At 46.6% G+C, this 15,263-nt stretch carries 14 protein-coding genes; 6 read left to right on the top strand and 8 right to left on the bottom strand.

Going from position 1 to position 15,263, the window contains the following annotated elements; all coding sequences use genetic code 11:
- Window positions 1–2: 2 nt before the first annotated feature.
- The 7 genes from mraY to mraZ are packed head-to-tail and all read right to left on the bottom strand — an operon-like array spanning window position 3 to window position 7,525.
- Entirely contained in the window at window positions 3–1,085 is a 1,083-nt protein-coding gene (mraY, locus tag GMES_RS18290; protein ID WP_006994264.1) for a phospho-N-acetylmuramoyl-pentapeptide-transferase, read from the bottom strand.
- The gene (locus tag GMES_RS18285; protein ID WP_006994263.1) at window positions 1,079–2,494 is read right to left on the bottom strand and encodes a UDP-N-acetylmuramoyl-tripeptide--D-alanyl-D-alanine ligase; all 1,416 of its coding nucleotides are present in this window, start codon (window positions 2,492–2,494) and stop codon (window positions 1,079–1,081) included. The genes mraY and GMES_RS18285 overlap by 7 nt, the downstream gene beginning before the upstream one ends.
- Window positions 2,491–4,068 (bottom strand): UDP-N-acetylmuramoyl-L-alanyl-D-glutamate--2,6-diaminopimelate ligase, encoded by a 1,578-nt coding sequence (gene murE / locus GMES_RS18280; RefSeq protein WP_006994262.1) that lies wholly within the window; start codon window positions 4,066–4,068, stop codon window positions 2,491–2,493. Before murE ends, GMES_RS18285 begins: the two co-directional genes overlap by 4 nt.
- Complete coding sequence (locus GMES_RS18275; RefSeq protein WP_006994261.1) at window positions 4,058–5,818, bottom strand: peptidoglycan glycosyltransferase FtsI; 1,761 nt, start codon at window positions 5,816–5,818, stop codon at window positions 4,058–4,060. The genes murE and GMES_RS18275 overlap by 11 nt, the downstream gene beginning before the upstream one ends.
- Complete coding sequence (gene ftsL / locus GMES_RS18270) at window positions 5,815–6,135, bottom strand: cell division protein FtsL (protein WP_006994260.1); 321 nt, start codon at window positions 6,133–6,135, stop codon at window positions 5,815–5,817. Before ftsL ends, GMES_RS18275 begins: the two co-directional genes overlap by 4 nt.
- The gene (rsmH, locus tag GMES_RS18265; RefSeq protein WP_006994259.1) at window positions 6,132–7,067 is read right to left on the bottom strand and encodes a 16S rRNA (cytosine(1402)-N(4))-methyltransferase RsmH; all 936 of its coding nucleotides are present in this window, start codon (window positions 7,065–7,067) and stop codon (window positions 6,132–6,134) included. Before rsmH ends, ftsL begins: the two co-directional genes overlap by 4 nt.
- Window positions 7,067–7,525: a division/cell wall cluster transcriptional repressor MraZ gene (gene mraZ / locus GMES_RS18260; RefSeq protein ID WP_006994258.1), complete on the bottom strand. Its 459-nt coding sequence runs from the start codon at window positions 7,523–7,525 to the stop codon at window positions 7,067–7,069. The genes rsmH and mraZ overlap by 1 nt, the downstream gene beginning before the upstream one ends.
- A gap of 467 nt (window positions 7,526–7,992) precedes the next feature.
- Here mraZ and GMES_RS18255 point away from each other — a divergent pair, with 467 nt between their 5' ends.
- From GMES_RS18255 to GMES_RS18230, 6 genes are all read left to right on the top strand, one after another.
- Complete coding sequence (locus tag GMES_RS18255; protein ID WP_033186142.1) at window positions 7,993–8,760, top strand: SDR family NAD(P)-dependent oxidoreductase; 768 nt, start codon at window positions 7,993–7,995, stop codon at window positions 8,758–8,760.
- Window positions 8,760–9,716 (top strand): 2-dehydro-3-deoxygalactonokinase, encoded by a 957-nt coding sequence (locus GMES_RS18250; protein ID WP_006994256.1) that lies wholly within the window; start codon window positions 8,760–8,762, stop codon window positions 9,714–9,716. Before GMES_RS18255 ends, GMES_RS18250 begins: the two co-directional genes overlap by 1 nt.
- A 1-nt stretch (window position 9,717) precedes the next feature.
- Window positions 9,718–10,647 carry an SMP-30/gluconolactonase/LRE family protein gene (locus GMES_RS18245; RefSeq protein ID WP_006994255.1) on the top strand — a complete coding sequence of 310 codons (930 nt, stop codon included), beginning with the start codon at window positions 9,718–9,720 and terminating at the stop codon, window positions 10,645–10,647.
- 67 nt (window positions 10,648–10,714) lie between these two features.
- Complete coding sequence (locus GMES_RS18240; RefSeq protein ID WP_226990339.1) at window positions 10,715–11,449, top strand: FadR/GntR family transcriptional regulator; 735 nt, start codon at window positions 10,715–10,717, stop codon at window positions 11,447–11,449.
- Between the two features lie 23 nt (window positions 11,450–11,472).
- A complete protein-coding gene (gene glpK, locus GMES_RS18235; RefSeq protein ID WP_006994253.1) occupies window positions 11,473–12,966 on the top strand; it encodes a glycerol kinase GlpK in 1,494 nt (497 codons plus the stop codon).
- Complete coding sequence (locus tag GMES_RS18230) at window positions 12,963–14,045, top strand: aldose epimerase family protein (protein ID WP_006994252.1); 1,083 nt, start codon at window positions 12,963–12,965, stop codon at window positions 14,043–14,045. The genes glpK and GMES_RS18230 overlap by 4 nt, the downstream gene beginning before the upstream one ends.
- Before the next feature lie 100 nt (window positions 14,046–14,145).
- Here GMES_RS18230 and GMES_RS18225 read toward each other — a convergent pair whose 3' ends face one another.
- Entirely contained in the window at window positions 14,146–15,144 is a 999-nt protein-coding gene (locus GMES_RS18225; RefSeq protein ID WP_006994251.1) for a DUF2167 domain-containing protein, read from the bottom strand.
- Between the last annotated feature and the right edge of the window lie 119 nt (window positions 15,145–15,263).

The raw sequence follows: 15,263 nt of genomic DNA, 5'->3' as shown, positions 1-15,263 counted from the left end.
CTTTAACGTAATTTCAAGGTGGCTAGGCCAACCAAGACTAAAATGATGGAGATGATCCAGAATCGCACGATAACGCGAGGCTCTGGCCAGCCTTTTAATTCATAGTGGTGGTGAATTGGCGCCATTCTGAAAATCCTTTGGCCGCGCAATTTAAATGAGCCCACCTGCAAAATAACCGAGAGCGTTTCCACCACAAATACGCCGCCCATGATCACCAGCACGATTTCTTGACGCACTAACACAGCGATGATCCCTAGCGTGCCGCCAAGTGCCAGTGAGCCAACATCGCCCATGAACACCATGGCTGGGTAAGTGTTGAACCACAAAAAGCCAAGGCCTGCACCGACAATGGCTGTGCATACAATCACCAGTTCACTGGTTAAGGGTAAATACGGAATATTCAGGTAAGCGGAAAAGTTAATGTTGCCTGTGGTGTAAGCAAAAATCGCGAATGCACCAGCCACTAGAACAGTAGGCACGATAGCTAAGCCATCTAAACCGTCAGTTAGATTGACCGCATTACTGGTGCCGACAATCACAAAATAAGTCATTACAATGAAGAACAAGCCCATTTGCGGCATCACATCTTTGAAAAAAGGTACGAGCAAGGCGGTTTCAGCCGGGTCTTGCTGGCTGGCGTATAAATACAAGGCGACACCAATAGCAATAACGGATTGCCAAAAATACTTCCAGCGCGCAATCAAGCCTTTTGGGTCTTTACGCACGACCTTTCGATAGTCATCAATAAAGCCGATAATACCGTAACCGACGACGACACTTAAGGTCACCCAAACATAGCGATTGGTTAAGTCAGCCCATAACAAAACACTGACCACAATCGCCGCCAAAATCAGTAAGCCGCCCATAGTAGGCGTGCCTGATTTGGCCAGATGGGATTGAGGGCCGTCATCACGCACCGTTTGGCCAATTTGCATGGTTTGCAACCAACGGATCATGCGCGGCCCAATTAACACGGCAATCAACAGGGCCGTTAGCGTGCTCAAAATGGCACGAAGCGTCAGATACGAGAAGACCCTAAAGCTTGGCTCAAACTGTTGTAGCCAATCGGCCAGTAACATCAGCATGCCATTAGCTCCCTAAAGCGTTCAAACTTTCCCACGGGGGATGCCTCCAAAGCTTCCACTACCAACTCCATACGCGCACTACGGGAGCCCTTTACTAGAATGCTGATATCTCGTTTCTCCGTTGCTAAATGCTCGGCTAATGCCGCGACTAATTTGTCTTTATCACTAAAATGGTATCCGCTTTTGTGATACACATCGCTGGCGCTTTGACTGAGTACGCCAAGGGTATACAGGTCGTCTATGCCCTTTTCCTTGGCATATTCCCCTACTTGTTGATGATAAAAGCGTGCCCGCTCCCCTAGCTCAGCCATATCGCCTAGCACTAAAATTTTGCGCCCAGCGAAGCTGCCAAGTAAGTCAATGGCTGCGTTTACAGAGGCCACGTTGGCGTTGTATGTGTCATCAAGTACTTTGACCTGACCAGTTAGCTGCTTAACTTGTAAGCGGCCACTAACTTGCGCCATATACTGCAGACCTGCTTGCACGTCCTGTAAGTTAGCGCCTACCTCTATCGCTAATGCGGCAGAGACAAGGGTATTACTAACGTTATGAATACCCGGCAAAGGCAAAGTGATAGACACCTTACCGATCGGCGTAACCATGAGAAAATCTGCACAACCGTTTAAACCAAGAACAACATCCTGAGCGTAATAATCGGCTTCACCTTTGGTCGAGAAACGCTGATTACGTAGATGTTCATACTTACCGTGCCAGAACGCATAGAATTGGCTGTCGGCGTTGAAAATGGCTAAACCATCTTTGCCCAGGCCTTTGAAAATCTCACTTTTGGCGCGTGCCACACCTAATAAGCTACCAAATCCTTCAAGGTGGGCGGCAGCAGCATTAACGATCGTAGCCACATCAGGTTTGACTAACTCAGTGGTGTAAGCAATTTCCCCAAGATGGTTAGCACCTAACTCCACCACAGCAAACTCATGCTGAGCTTCAAGACGCAACAAGGTAAGAGGCACTCCAATATCGTTGTTGAAGTTGCCCTTAGTGGCGAGTACTTTGCCGCGCCGAGATAAAATAGCAGCAACCATTTCTTTGACTGTGGTTTTACCACTGCTACCTGTTATAGCCACCGTTTTTGGTGCTACCTCACGCTTTACTGCCTGTCCTAATAGACCCAGAGCCGCTTTGGTATCGCTAACCAATATTTGGGCTAACGGTGTATCAACTTGACGGCTAACAACTACCGCTATTGCCCCACTTGTCTGGGCCTGTTCGATGAATTTATGGCCATCGAAATTGGGCCCGCTTAAGGCAATAAATAAATCATCTGAATTTATATGACGCGTGTCAGTGCTGACACCCTGAATTATGGCGTCTTCAGCAATACTCTTTTCGCTGCGAATAATTTCGCCCTGCACTTGCTGCGCAATCCACGCCAATGAAACCGGGATCATGTGATGTTCCTCTCAAACATTTGTTGTACGTATTCACGCTCGTCGTAAGCAACCTTTTGGTTGCCAATAATTTGGTAATCTTCGTGACCTTTACCTGCCACTAAAATGATGTCATTCGCTGTAGCGTTCGATACAGCCTGTGCAATAGCTGCCTTGCGATCGAGTACCACCTGAATTTTCTCAGGGTGTACACAGCCACTTAAAATATCGTCTGCAATCGCTGTAGGCTCTTCTGAACGACTGTTGTCATTGGTAATGATCACTTCATCTGCGTAAGTTTCAGCAACCTCTCCCATTAGAGAGCGTTTACCTTTGTCTCTGTCGCCACCGCAACCAAAAATAACCAACAAACGCCCTTCACTATGTTGACGAAGCGCCGCTAAGGCTTGCTTTAAGGCATCTGGTGTATGGGCGTAATCTACCACCACGGTAGGCGAGTTATCCCCACCAAAACGCTCCATGCGACCGGTGACCGGCACCAACAAATGCGCAAGCTTAGCAATATCATTTAGCGATTCACCTAGGCATAACTGACTCGCTATTGCAGCCAGTGCGTTAAAAATATTAAAGCGCCCTAGTAGAGATAATTGAATCTCACATTCCCCCCATGAGCTCAGCAATCTAAACCGGCACCCTTGGTTCGAATACACTACATCCTTGGCTAGACATTGATGCTCAGAGTCAGTCAACATTAAGCTTTCGTCAGCGACCCCGTAAATAACAGGCGTTACCGTTGAAGGTAACTGCGCCAGCCAGTGCTTGCTCTCAATTTCATTTCCGTTGAGTACCGCATATCTAAGCTCAGGTTGCTTCAACAACTCGCGTTTTGCTTGCGCATAGGCTTGCATAGTGCCGTGATAATCAAGGTGGTCTCGTGTTAGGTTCGTAAACACAGCCACATCTGTTTTAAGCGCAGCAACGCGTTGTTGTACTAATGCATGAGAAGACACTTCAAGGGCGACTTGTTTAACCTGGTCTTGTGCAAATTGCGCCATCAATTTGTGCATGCTAATGGCGTCTGGCGTGGTGTTCGCAGTGTCATTATGTGATGCGCATGTCCCTGCTTGGTCAATCACACCTGAGCCCAATGTGCCAATTGACGCGGCGCGCTTATTCAGTAGCGCTGCCAATTGACTGGTTAATTGTACTGTTGATGTTTTGCCGTTGGTGCCCGTAACACCAATCACTTGTAAGGACTGGGCTGGGTAATCATAAAATGCAGCCGCAAGTGCTGATAACTGAGCGGATAAGTCATAGAAGCTGATGATTAACGATTGTTCGCGCATGCTCGTATGCCCATGCTCTGCTTGGGTTTCACACTCGGCAATAATGACTTTTGCGCCTAGGCTAATCGCTTGGGGAATAAAATCTCGCCCGTCACGCACATGACCTTTTAGCGCAATAAATGCACTGTGAATAGCCACATCACGGCTATCTAGCACCAAAGATTCAATCGTGATATCTGCAGTTTGAATACCAAATTCTAACAATAGCGGTTGTATGCTCCGCGCCGTCTTTACTTGAGCTTGCTCTAATTGAGCTTGGTTAGTTTGCACTTGTTTGCTATCCAGCATTAGACGCCCCCGTAATTGAGGCCAATGAGGACACTGATTTGTCATCAGGGGGTACGTTTAACATTTGCAAGCTATTAGACATGATTTTTGAGAACACCGGCGCTGCGGTATCACCCGCATAATATAAATCACCGCGAGGTTCGTTGATCAGCACCACTACCGCAAGCTGCGGGTCAGATACAGGCGCTACACCCGCAAAAATACTCACATACTCTTCGCCGTAACCACCGGCGACCGCTTTGCGACTGGTGCCCGTTTTGCCTGCTACGCGATAACCAGGAACACGGGCTTTCGTGCCTGAGCCGCCTTCATTGACAACGCTTTCCATCATGGTCAGTACTTCATGGGCGATATCTTCGCTGAGTACTCGCTCTTCAGGCGCTTTTTGCTCACTCTTTATCATGCTAAGTGGGCGTTTAATGCCGCCACTGCCCAATACGCTATACATTCTGGCTAATTGAGCCGTGGTCACGGACAGGCCATAGCCAAATGATAACGTCGATAATTCAAACTCTGACCAACGGCTGCGATCGTGAAATATACCGCTACTTTCACCAATAAGGTTCGAGCCGGTATCGCTCATTAACCCCATGTTGTAATACTGATCTATCAAGAATTGCTTTGGCACAGATAAAGCCAACTTTGAGGTGCCCATATTACTCGATTTACGAATAATCCCGGTTAAATCCAATTCGCCGTAGTTGCGAGAATCTCGCACCATGCTGCCGCCTACGCGCATCCAACCGGGAGAGGTATCAATAACACTGTCCATTTCTACTGAGCCAAATTCCAATGCGCTAAGTACCGCTATAGGCTTAATTGATGAACCCGGCTCGAAGGCATCTGTAATCGCGCGATTACGAATTCTGTGGCCAGAAACGCCGCTACGGTTATTCGGGTTATAAGACGGGTTATTAACCATGGCCAATATTTCGCCTGTTTGCACATCAACCACTACAGCTGAAGCGGAAGTGGCTTTGTAATACTGCACGGCTTTTTTCAATTCTTTATAGGCAAAAGCCTGAATGCGCTGGTCAATTGTTAGCTGAATATCTTTTGGCTCTTCACCGGCTTCTTGCTCTAAAATTTCCACCTGACGGCCTTTGCCATCACGACGAATTTTACGACTGCCGGGTGACCCCTTCAGCCATTCGTTATATAACTTTTCAATGCCCTCGATGCCCTGATCGTCAACATTGGTGAATCCAATCAACTGCGCCGACACTTCCCCTGTTGGGTAATAACGGCGAGACTCATCTCGCAAATACACACCACTTATGGAAAGCTGGTCCACATAATCAGCCATCGCAGGCGAAACTTGACGTTGAATGTACACAAAGCGTTTTTTCGGATTTTTCACTCGTGAAACGAGCTTGGTGTAATCCTGCCCTAACACGTCTGCTAAAGCCTGCCAGCGGCGCTTGTCATTCAATGAGCCGTTTTCAACGATAGTTTTCGGGTCTGCCCAAATGGCCCTTACTGGCACACTTACCGCTAAATTTTGGCCGTTTCTATCGGTTATTAAACCTCGGTGTACCGGCATATTTTGAGTGCGTAATGTGCGGTTGTCCCCTTGCTGAATAAGCAAGTCAGGGTCAATAACTTGGATATATACTGCCCGAGCTGATAAGCCAACAAACACCAACATAATCACGCCAATTACGAGCAAATAGCGCCACTGCAAAGCAGTAGGTGCGACATTTTGCTTCGCTTGTTGATTACGTTTTTTGTTGGTGCTGACTCGGCTCATTTTATTCTCACCACCACTTCTTCATCGGCTTGCGGGCGGCGCATGCCTAATTGCTTAGACACCAAGTTCTCAATACGATTATGTTCAGTTAACGCACTTTGCTCCAAGATCAGATTTCGCCATTCAACATCTAGCTGATCTTTGTTTTGCATCAAGCGCTCAAGCGCAATCGACGCTTGGCGATTATGATGTGCACTTAAGATAACGGCACCGGCGCTAACTAACAGTGACAAAAACAACAAAACCCGCACGGGATGGCGGGCTAGGTCAGCAAGCAAAAAGCCGACGAGTTTGAAGTTAGTTTCTTGGGTACTCATAGTTTTTCGGCAACCCTGAGAACCGAACTACGGGCACGGACATTTCGAGACAATTCTTCACTTGAGGGTTTTATCGCTTTGCCAATGGCTTTCATGGCTTTATGAGAATCTATTTCAGCCTGCATAATGGGTAAACCATGGGGAACTTGAAGACCGCGGCTTTGCTCTCGAATAAAACGTTTTACTAATCTGTCTTCCAACGAGTGAAAGCTGATCACAGACAAGCGGCCACCAGAATTCAGGCTATTTAACGCGGCTTTCAAGCCCGTGCGAATTTCATCTAATTCACTGTTGATATAGATACGAATACCTTGAAAACTGCGGGTCGCCGGATGCTTAAACTTGTCTTTAACGGGTACCGCCAAATCAATAATTTCAGCCAATTGCGCAGTGGTGGTTATTGGTGTTTCTTGACGTGCGTTAACAATACCGTGGGCAATACGCTTACCGAATTTTTCTTCACCGAATTCTTTGATGACTTGTGCAATGTCTTGCTCTTCAGCATGGGCTAACCACTGGGCAGCACTTTGCCCTTTGGTCGGATTCATACGCATGTCTAATGGCCCTTCACGCATAAAACTAAAGCCCCGCTCTGGCTCATCTAGCTGAGGCGAAGACACGCCCAAGTCCATCAATATTCCGTCTACCTTACCGTGCAGTTCTAGGGAAGTAAGTACGTCTTCCATTTCTGAAAAGTTACAATGATGAATACTAAAACGTGCGTCATTCGCCAGCACTTTTGCCGCTTCTATCGCTGACGGGTCACGGTCAAGTGCAATCACGCGACCGTTTGACGATAACTGAGACAAGATCTGCTTAGTGTGACCACCGCGCCCGAATGTGGCATCCAGGTAAATGCCATCAGGTTTAATTGCTAAACCGTCAATGGATTCTTGCAGTAGTACAGATAGGTGTGATGGTTGCGTAGTCATTAGAGTGAGAAATCCTGCAAGCGCTCAGTTAATTCAAAGGCTGCTTCTTGCTCAGTCGCAACATCTTGTTGTATTTGTTGTTGCCAAACACTGTGATCCCAAATTTCGAATTTGTTCAATTGGCCTACCAACATAATTTGTTTATCTAAATGGGCATGCTCTCGCAGCGGCGCCGTCAATAAAAAGCGACCGCTCTTATCCATTTCCCCTTCGGTTGCATAACCGAGCAGTAAACGCTGTAATCTGCGCTCGTGAGGATTCATACTGGACAGGCGCGAAAGTTTCAGCTCAATTTCTTCCCATTCAGGAAGTGGGTAAAGCAGCAAGCAAGGTTGCTGGGTGTCAATCGTACACACCAGTTGCCCCTGACAATCATCCAGCAAAGACTGACGATACTTCGTTGGTATCGTTACCCGTCCTTTTACATCAAGATTGATTGCGTTAGCGCCGCGGAACATTTCCCTAGCCTTTTATAATTTGTTACTGATTTAGAACCATTTCTCACTAAAAATGAGTTTTTGATCCACTTTTTGCCACTTTTACCCACGATGCACAGTTTAGGTACCTCACGTCCATCATGTCAAGGGATAAAACAGGCAATTTGACGTTGCCCCAAGCCAGAGAAATCAAGGCGTTGGTTGAAGTGACTGATATGTGAAAGGATTTACTAAAAGTGACGCTTTTTGGCATCACCAAAGGCAAATAAATCTCGCTACCAGCATGCAAAGGCAGATAAAACGGGGGATTTTTAATCAGTCAAGCAAGGAAGCCACACATAAAAAGGGGGAAATATGTAAATAAAATGAGTTAAATTTGAAAATAAATAATATTATAATATATATGTACACAAGAAACTGTTCTGCGTTGGCGATTGAACCACGTGTTTGCTTATAATGACAGCCCTATCAATATCAATGAGTTAGTTATGTCCAATTACGCAACTTACCCAAGCCTGAAAGGCAAAGTTATTCTGATAACCGGCGGTGCTACAGGTATCGGCGCGGTTATGGTAGAAGCGTTTATGCGCCAACAAGCCCGAGTTCTTTTCGTTGATGTGCAAGAAGAGGCCGCTCAAGCACTGTGCAGCAAATTGCATGAAGAGCTGGGTGCAGCCCCTATTTTTAAAAAGTTAGATACAACGCATATAGATGAACTACAAGCCTTTATAAACTCAATTGGACACAGTCACGGGCGGTTAGACGTGTTAATTAACAATGTCGCCAATGACACACGCCACTCCCCCCTTGATATTGATCAGCAGGGTTGGCGCGACTGTATGGCCGTTAACCTCGACTCGACATTTTTTGCTTGTCAAAGTGCTATTCGCTTAATGCGCGACAAACGTAATGGCAATATTATCAATATGAGCTCTATTAATGTGCTGATTGGACCAAAACAAATGCCCGGCTACGTCGCGGCTAAATCGGCGTTAAATGGTTTGAGTAAATCCTTGGCGAATCAATATGGCGAATATGGTATCCGGGTCAACACTATTTTACCTGGCTGGGTTGCCACTGACCGTCAGCTCGCTCTTTGGTTGACGCCAGAAGCAGATAAAGAATGGCAAAAATCCGTCGCCCTGCGCGGCAGTCTAGAACCCATACATGTGGCGAATATGGCGCTGTTTTTAGCAGCAGAGGACAGCGCAATGATTACTGGCCAGCAGTTTATTATTGACGCAGGGCGAACGTGATGAATATGCAGTCTGATATTATTATTTTGGGTGATTGGGGCACAAGCGTGTGCCGTCTTTACCTGTGCCGCTTTCATCAACAAGAACTCACCGTTTTGGCGCGCACCAAGGGCATGGGAATTAAATACATTAATAACCCTGAGTCTCGTTTTTTTGAGCTATGCCAACCTTGGATAGAATTATACGGAAATGTACCGGTATTTTTGATTGGTGCCGTAGGCTCTGACACAGGCTGGAAACAAACCAGTTATGTTCCTTGTCCCACAGATAAAAATAACCTACTGGCGTTGAGTAAAAATTTTTCAGCTCGCGGTTTAAACATCACCATTTTACCTGGTGTGTCTTGTCAGAACCGCCATCACCTGCCTGATATTATGCGCGGTGAAGAAACCCAAGTATTCGGCTTTTTGTCTCAGTTACCTAGCACTACCGATAAACGCTTAATTTGTTTGCCCGGTACCCATACCAAATGGGCATTATGTGAAGATGAAAGCATCACTTCTTTTGTGACCAGTCCAGTGGGAGAACTCTATGAAGTGCTGAGTCAACACAGTGTGTTGCTTAGCCCTGCTTCTGTGCCCAGCTGGTGCAAAAGCAGTTTTACCAATGGATTACGGGTTGGCATGCATCAATCGAGTAACTTGCTGCATACCTTGTTTGCTACTCGGGCGTATCAAATTATCGATAAACGCACCAACGCAGAAGCTGCCGGCTATTTGTCAGGCTTACTGATTGGGTCAGATGTAAAAGCGGCGATGCAAGATTTTGATATTTTCTCGCATGTAGCCGTCATTGGCTCGGATCATATCTGTGCTTTGTATGTCGAAGCGCTAGAGTATATAGGGATCAGCACTGAACATTTTAGTAATGAAGATGCGACCTTATTAGGCTTGCAAACCTTAGCTTCAGTAAAATGGCGCGACCTCGCCGCTGATACTTCAAGCGAGCAAACGTAACGTGAAACAAGTAAATCGGTCAAAAGACGTGAGCTTATATCGCTGCTTAGCTGTGAAAAACGAATTGGGCGAAGGCGTCATTTGGGACACCAGACAACAATGTGCGTTTTGGACAGATATACTAGGCAAACAATTCTATCGCTGGGATTTTGACAACAAGGTTACTCAATACCCCTGCCCTGAAAGGTTATGTTCTTTTGGCTTAACGCCAGAACCAGATTGGTTCATAGCTGCGTTTGAAACGGGTTTTGCATTTTTTAATCCGTTTAAACAAGAGCTCCAATGGCTTAGCAAAGTGGAAACTGATTTACCTTACACACGTATGAATGATGGCAAAGTTGACCGCCAAGGGCGTTTTTGGGCCGGCTCAGTAATCGAAGATGACAATGTGGATGTCTCCACACTTCCAAGGGACCAACAAGCCAAACTTTACCGCCTAGACACCAATGGCCAAGCGCGCATTATGTTGGAAGGCATTTCCATCGCCAATGGGCTGGCATTCAGCCCCGACAGTAACACAATGTATTTCGCTGATTCAGCTAAGCAACAAGTGTGGCGCAGTGATTTTGAGCATATACAGGGCACGCCAAGTCAATTGGAGAATTTTTTTGCTACGACAGGTAACGCATTTCCAGATGGCTCGTGCATTGACAATCAGGGTTACCTTTGGAATGCTCAGTGGGGAAGCGCTTGTGTAAAACGATACTCCCCATCAGGAAAATTAGATTTCACCCTACCCGTTGATTGCCAACAGCCGTCATGCGTAAGCTTTGGCGGCCCAGACCTTGATCATCTAATTATTACATCCGCACGTGAGGGGCTGTCCCGTGAGGATGATGAAATCTATAGAAACAATGGGGCGGTAATGATTTATCACACACCGTTTAAGGGAATAGCGGAGCCAATATGTACAGTGCCTCGGCGGCAATAACACCACCTCGGCGAAACTGGCACTGTCAGCTCATTAATTAAAATAACAATGAAACGCGGAAAAAATAATGGCAAGTAGAATGTTTAGCGGGAATTTTACCCGTCACATAGTGCAATCGTTGGGCAAGGCAATTGCTTTAGGTGAGTACCCCCAAGGCGAGCCTCTTATGGCAGAAGCTGCGCTGTGCGAATCGTTTGATGCAAGTCGCACCGTATTGCGTGAAGCCGTTAAAATGCTGACCGCAAAAGGCATGCTGGATGCCCGTCCTCGACGCGGTACCATAGTGTTACCAGAGTCACAGTGGAACTTGTCAGACCCTGATATTTTGAATTGGCTACTGGATCGAAAAGGCTCATTGCCGATTATTTCAGAATTCGCCGATATGCGCTTAGCCATTGAGCCTGCAGCTGCAGGGTTGGCGGCGCAAAACTTAACGGATGAAAACCGTCAAACCCTGAAAGCAGCCATTGAGCGTATGGAAGCAGCAGCAAGGGGAGAAGACGATCACCTCGATGCTGATATTGCTTTTCATGTTGGCATTTTAGAAGCCAGCGGAAATCGCTTTTTCTGGAATATGCGCCATACCATTGAGGTTGCGCTACGTTTCAGTATTCGTATTACCAACCGCCACAAAGGTGTAGACCGTGCAAGTGTGGAGGATCATCAAGAGATCCTAGATTATATTTTAGCGGGTGATCATCAGTCCGCTGAGAACCAAATGCGTAGCCTCTTGTTAGAAGCAAAAACTCTTCTCAATAAAGCGCTAGACGATGAAAAGAACAGAAAATCTCAACAAAGTTAACCTGTAAAAGGACCGGAATTGCGATGCGGATCAAAGATTGTATATTAGCTATTGACCAAGGCACTACTTCAACACGAGCCATTATTTTTGCGCCCGACTCAAGCATTATTGCCGTAGCCCAACAAGAATTTACTCAGCATTACCCAAATGATGGGTGGGTGGAACATAATCCAGAAGATATCTGGACATCCACTATTGTGGTATGTCGCCAGGCTATTTCAGAAGCAATAGCAAAAGGGGCTCGTATTGCTGCCATTGGTGTAACGAACCAGCGCGAAACCACCGTTGTGTGGGATAGAAACACCGGCCAAGCTATTTACAATGCCATCGTCTGGCAGGACAGACGCACCGCAAAAACCTGTCGAGAAATGCAGGATAAAGGCCTATTCGACGTAGTCAACTCACGCACGGGCCTATTGCTCGACCCTTATTTTTCTGCCTCGAAAGTCGCATGGATTTTGGACAACGTCGAAGGGGCACGTGAAAAGGCTGATGCTGGAGATTTGGCCTTTGGCACGATTGATTCTTTTTTGATCTGGCGTTTAACAGATGGGCAAATGCACGCCACAGATGTCACCAACGCCAGTCGCACCAACTTATTCAATATTCATGACATGGCGTGGGATCCGAAACTACTAGAAGTGTTTAACGTCCCTAAATCAGTGCTACCCGAGGTCAAAGAATGCGCAGATGACTTTGGCCATACTACCGAAGATTTATTCGGTTTTTCTTTGCCGATCCTAGGTGTTGCAGGCGACCAACAGGCCGCCAGCATAGGTCAATGTTGCTTCAATGAAGGCGCGATTAAGAGCACCTATGGTACGGGTTGCTTTGTGATGCTAAACACTGGTACCAAAGCCTTTAACTCTAAAAACAAACTTCTTACGACCGTGGCTTACACCATAAAAGGTGAAACCCATTACGCCCTTGAAGGCTCAATTTTTATCGCTGGCGCTGCCATTCAGTGGTTGCGTGATGGTCTAGGGGTAATTAAAAGTGCATCAGAAACCGAAGCTTTAGCAAAATCACTGGATGACGATCACGGTGTGTATATGGTGCCCGCTTTTGCAGGTTTAGGCGCGCCGCACTGGGCACCAGACGCTCGCGGGGCAGTATTCGGCCTGACTCGTGGTACCACTAATGCTCACTTTGTTCGCGCGGCCCTTGAGTCAGTGTGTTATCAAACATCTGACTTACTGCATGCCATGGCAGAAGATGGCGTATCGCTGGATAAAATTCGCGTTGATGGCGGTATGGTTGGCAACAATTGGCTATGTCAGTTCTTGGCTGGCATTTTAGATGTCACAGTAGAGCGCCCCAAAATTATGGAAACCACGGCCCTAGGGGCGGCTTACCTTGCCGGGCTTAAAGCGGGTATTTACGAGTCATGTGAACAGCTAGCCAGTATGAACGAAGTAGAAAACAGCTTTGACGCTAAAATGCCATCTTCTCAGCGCAGAAAATTAATCGCAGGCTGGGAAAACGCAGTGCAAAGTACCTTAGGTTATACGAAATGATCAAACATCGCCTTTTTGGAACGCTGCCTGACGGACAGAAAGTCACTGAGTACAGTCTGCGTAACAACGCTGGGATGCAAGTGGACATTCTTGATTTAGGCGGCATTATTCGTCGCTGGTTAGTGCCCGCAGTAGATACACCCTTAGCAGGTGAGTCTCAGGCACCAGTGGATATCGTGCTTGGCTTCGATACTCTGGAAGATTATATCGCTGACCAAGCTTACGTAGGTGCACTCGTTGGGCGCTACGCGAATCGTATCGCCAAAGGCCACTTCTCGTTGAATGATGTTAATTATCAGTTAGATGTGAATCAAGGTGGTAACAGCTTACACGGTGGATTTGACGGGTTTAATCGCCGAGTTTGGCAAGCGCAAACGCTAGATAATGACGCTGAGGCCTCCTTGATGCTAACGCTTGTCAGTGAAGATGGCGATCAAGGCTTTCCCGGTCGATTAGAAATCTATGTGACTTACACTTTGGGTGAAACGGGTTTGAAAATAACCTACCGCGCAAAAGCATCGCAAGACACGGTGTTCAATCCCACCCAACATAGTTATTTTAACTTAGCGGGTCATAACAGCGGCTCCATTGAAGATCATCAAGTACAAATTTTGGCCAGTCATTACACTCCAACCGATGAGCACGCTATCCCCACGGGGGAGTTGGCTGATGTTAATAACACGCCGTTTGACTTACGTGAAATGACGACACTTAAGAGCCCATTGCAGTCCAGCCATGAGCAGATAAAACTTGGTAATGGCTTTGATCACAACTGGTGCTTAGATGCTTATCAAGCCAAGATGAATGCGCCAGAGCTGGTCGCTAAGGCTTTCGAGCCAAAAAGTGGACGTACTATGAGTGTTCTGACCACTATGCCTGGCATGCAGCTGTACACCGCAAATTACGTTGGCTCAGAGCCCATTGGAAAAGGCGCAACAGAGTATCAAGGTAAACAAGCATATTGCTTTGAAACTCAGTTCTACCCAGATTCACCTAATCAAAGTCATTTCCCCAGCGCCACGCTTAAGGCCAATGAAGAACATTATTCTGTGACCGAATATCGTTTGTCTTTTTCGTAGAGAATTTACCAAGATTTTTTACCCACAAAGGTATAAACGAAAAACGCTGCCAAATGGCAGCGTTTTTGTTTGTTGCTCTTCTATTAGCAATATTGGCAGTTCATGTTCCACTGCTGTCTGGGGCCTTGGTTTTTCTACCCTTGTAAAGTTTTCGAGCAAAAGCGCCTATCGCCAGAACGATGATCACTCCAAACTTTTTCAAAAATATCAATGCTGCTGCAATTAGCCCCGTTTTCGCAAGCACTTTGCCAGCAACCAGCGCACCAATCCCATATGCTGCTACATCGTCTATATCTGGGTTAAAGTCAGCGTATTTCGACCCCTCTTTAAAGTCAGCGATAGCCAGCACACTATTCAGGTTTTGATTAATCAGCGGTAATTGATCCATGCCCGCAATAAAATTCAGTACTAGAACTCCCTTTCGGCCTAATACCCGAATATTGTAATTAAGCGTATTAACCGGCGCATCACCAAATTTAATCTCTTTTGCCCAGTGCAACTTATTCGACGCTTTATCGTAGTAGGGCTTCGCAGCCCAGCCTACCGATGATATAGCGTCGTAACCTTGTGCAACGCGCTCTTCACTGTTGAGTGAGGTATCTTCTTTCATTTGAGTCAGCAAGTCATCGTAATTGATGTCGTCGGCATCGTCGTCGGTAACATAGCCGTCTTGCTCATATTCAACAGTGACCCCCCAAGAGCTGGTTTCAAACGGAGTCGCGCCTGCCGGAAAAAGCATCCCTAACATGGTCTCAGCACTGCCTGGTGGATTTCCCCATATGTCTTCTAATACTCTACGTGAATCAGCGGCGTTTAAAAAATAAAACTCATCTGGCACGTTTAGCTCTGCGACATCGCCAGGTAACGATATATTACCTGTTTGCGGCTCCATAGAGTCCCATAACTCATTGGCCCACTTTACATATTCTCGTTGTTCTATTTCTTGGGGTGTTAGCGCTTGTTGATCTAGCTCTTGTTGAGCCTGTTCGGTTAAAACCTGAGACTCGCTTGATTGTTGACTTGGTGAAGCATCTTGGGCGTGGGCATTCAATATGCCCAAAAATACCAAGGCAACCACAATTCGCGTTTGTAAGTGCATAATATCCCTATTTAAATAATCGGCTTTGCATGATCCCTAGCCTACCCATCGCAGGTACCTAGCTCACTGATCCGTAAGCTTTTTATATCAGAGCCCGAAGGCCTAGTCCAATTTTCATG

Source organism: Paraglaciecola mesophila KMM 241 (assembly GCF_000315015.1).
Taxonomy (GTDB): Bacteria; Pseudomonadota; Gammaproteobacteria; order Enterobacterales; family Alteromonadaceae; genus Paraglaciecola; species Paraglaciecola mesophila.
This window is presented reverse-complemented; position numbering and strand designations above follow the sequence as displayed.

Coding starts and splice junctions, on each gene's coding strand:
- glpK (WP_006994253.1), top strand. CDS start 11,473: ATGCGGATCAAAGATTGTATATTAGCTATTGACCAAGGCACTACTTCA.
- GMES_RS18275 (WP_006994261.1), bottom strand. CDS start 5,818: ATGAGCCGAGTCAGCACCAACAAAAAACGTAATCAACAAGCGAAGCAA.
- GMES_RS18250 (WP_006994256.1), top strand. CDS start 8,760: ATGAATATGCAGTCTGATATTATTATTTTGGGTGATTGGGGCACAAGC.
- GMES_RS18225 (WP_006994251.1), bottom strand. CDS start 15,144: ATGCACTTACAAACGCGAATTGTGGTTGCCTTGGTATTTTTGGGCATA.
- GMES_RS18255 (WP_033186142.1), top strand. CDS start 7,993: ATGTCCAATTACGCAACTTACCCAAGCCTGAAAGGCAAAGTTATTCTG.
- mraZ (WP_006994258.1), bottom strand. CDS start 7,525: ATGTTCCGCGGCGCTAACGCAATCAATCTTGATGTAAAAGGACGGGTA.
- GMES_RS18285 (WP_006994263.1), bottom strand. CDS start 2,494: ATGATCCCGGTTTCATTGGCGTGGATTGCGCAGCAAGTGCAGGGCGAA.
- GMES_RS18240 (WP_226990339.1), top strand. CDS start 10,715: ATGGCAAGTAGAATGTTTAGCGGGAATTTTACCCGTCACATAGTGCAA.
- ftsL (WP_006994260.1), bottom strand. CDS start 6,135: ATGAGTACCCAAGAAACTAACTTCAAACTCGTCGGCTTTTTGCTTGCT.
- rsmH (WP_006994259.1), bottom strand. CDS start 7,067: ATGACTACGCAACCATCACACCTATCTGTACTACTGCAAGAATCCATT.
- mraY (WP_006994264.1), bottom strand. CDS start 1,085: ATGCTGATGTTACTGGCCGATTGGCTACAACAGTTTGAGCCAAGCTTT.
- GMES_RS18230 (WP_006994252.1), top strand. CDS start 12,963: ATGATCAAACATCGCCTTTTTGGAACGCTGCCTGACGGACAGAAAGTC.
- murE (WP_006994262.1), bottom strand. CDS start 4,068: ATGCTGGATAGCAAACAAGTGCAAACTAACCAAGCTCAATTAGAGCAA.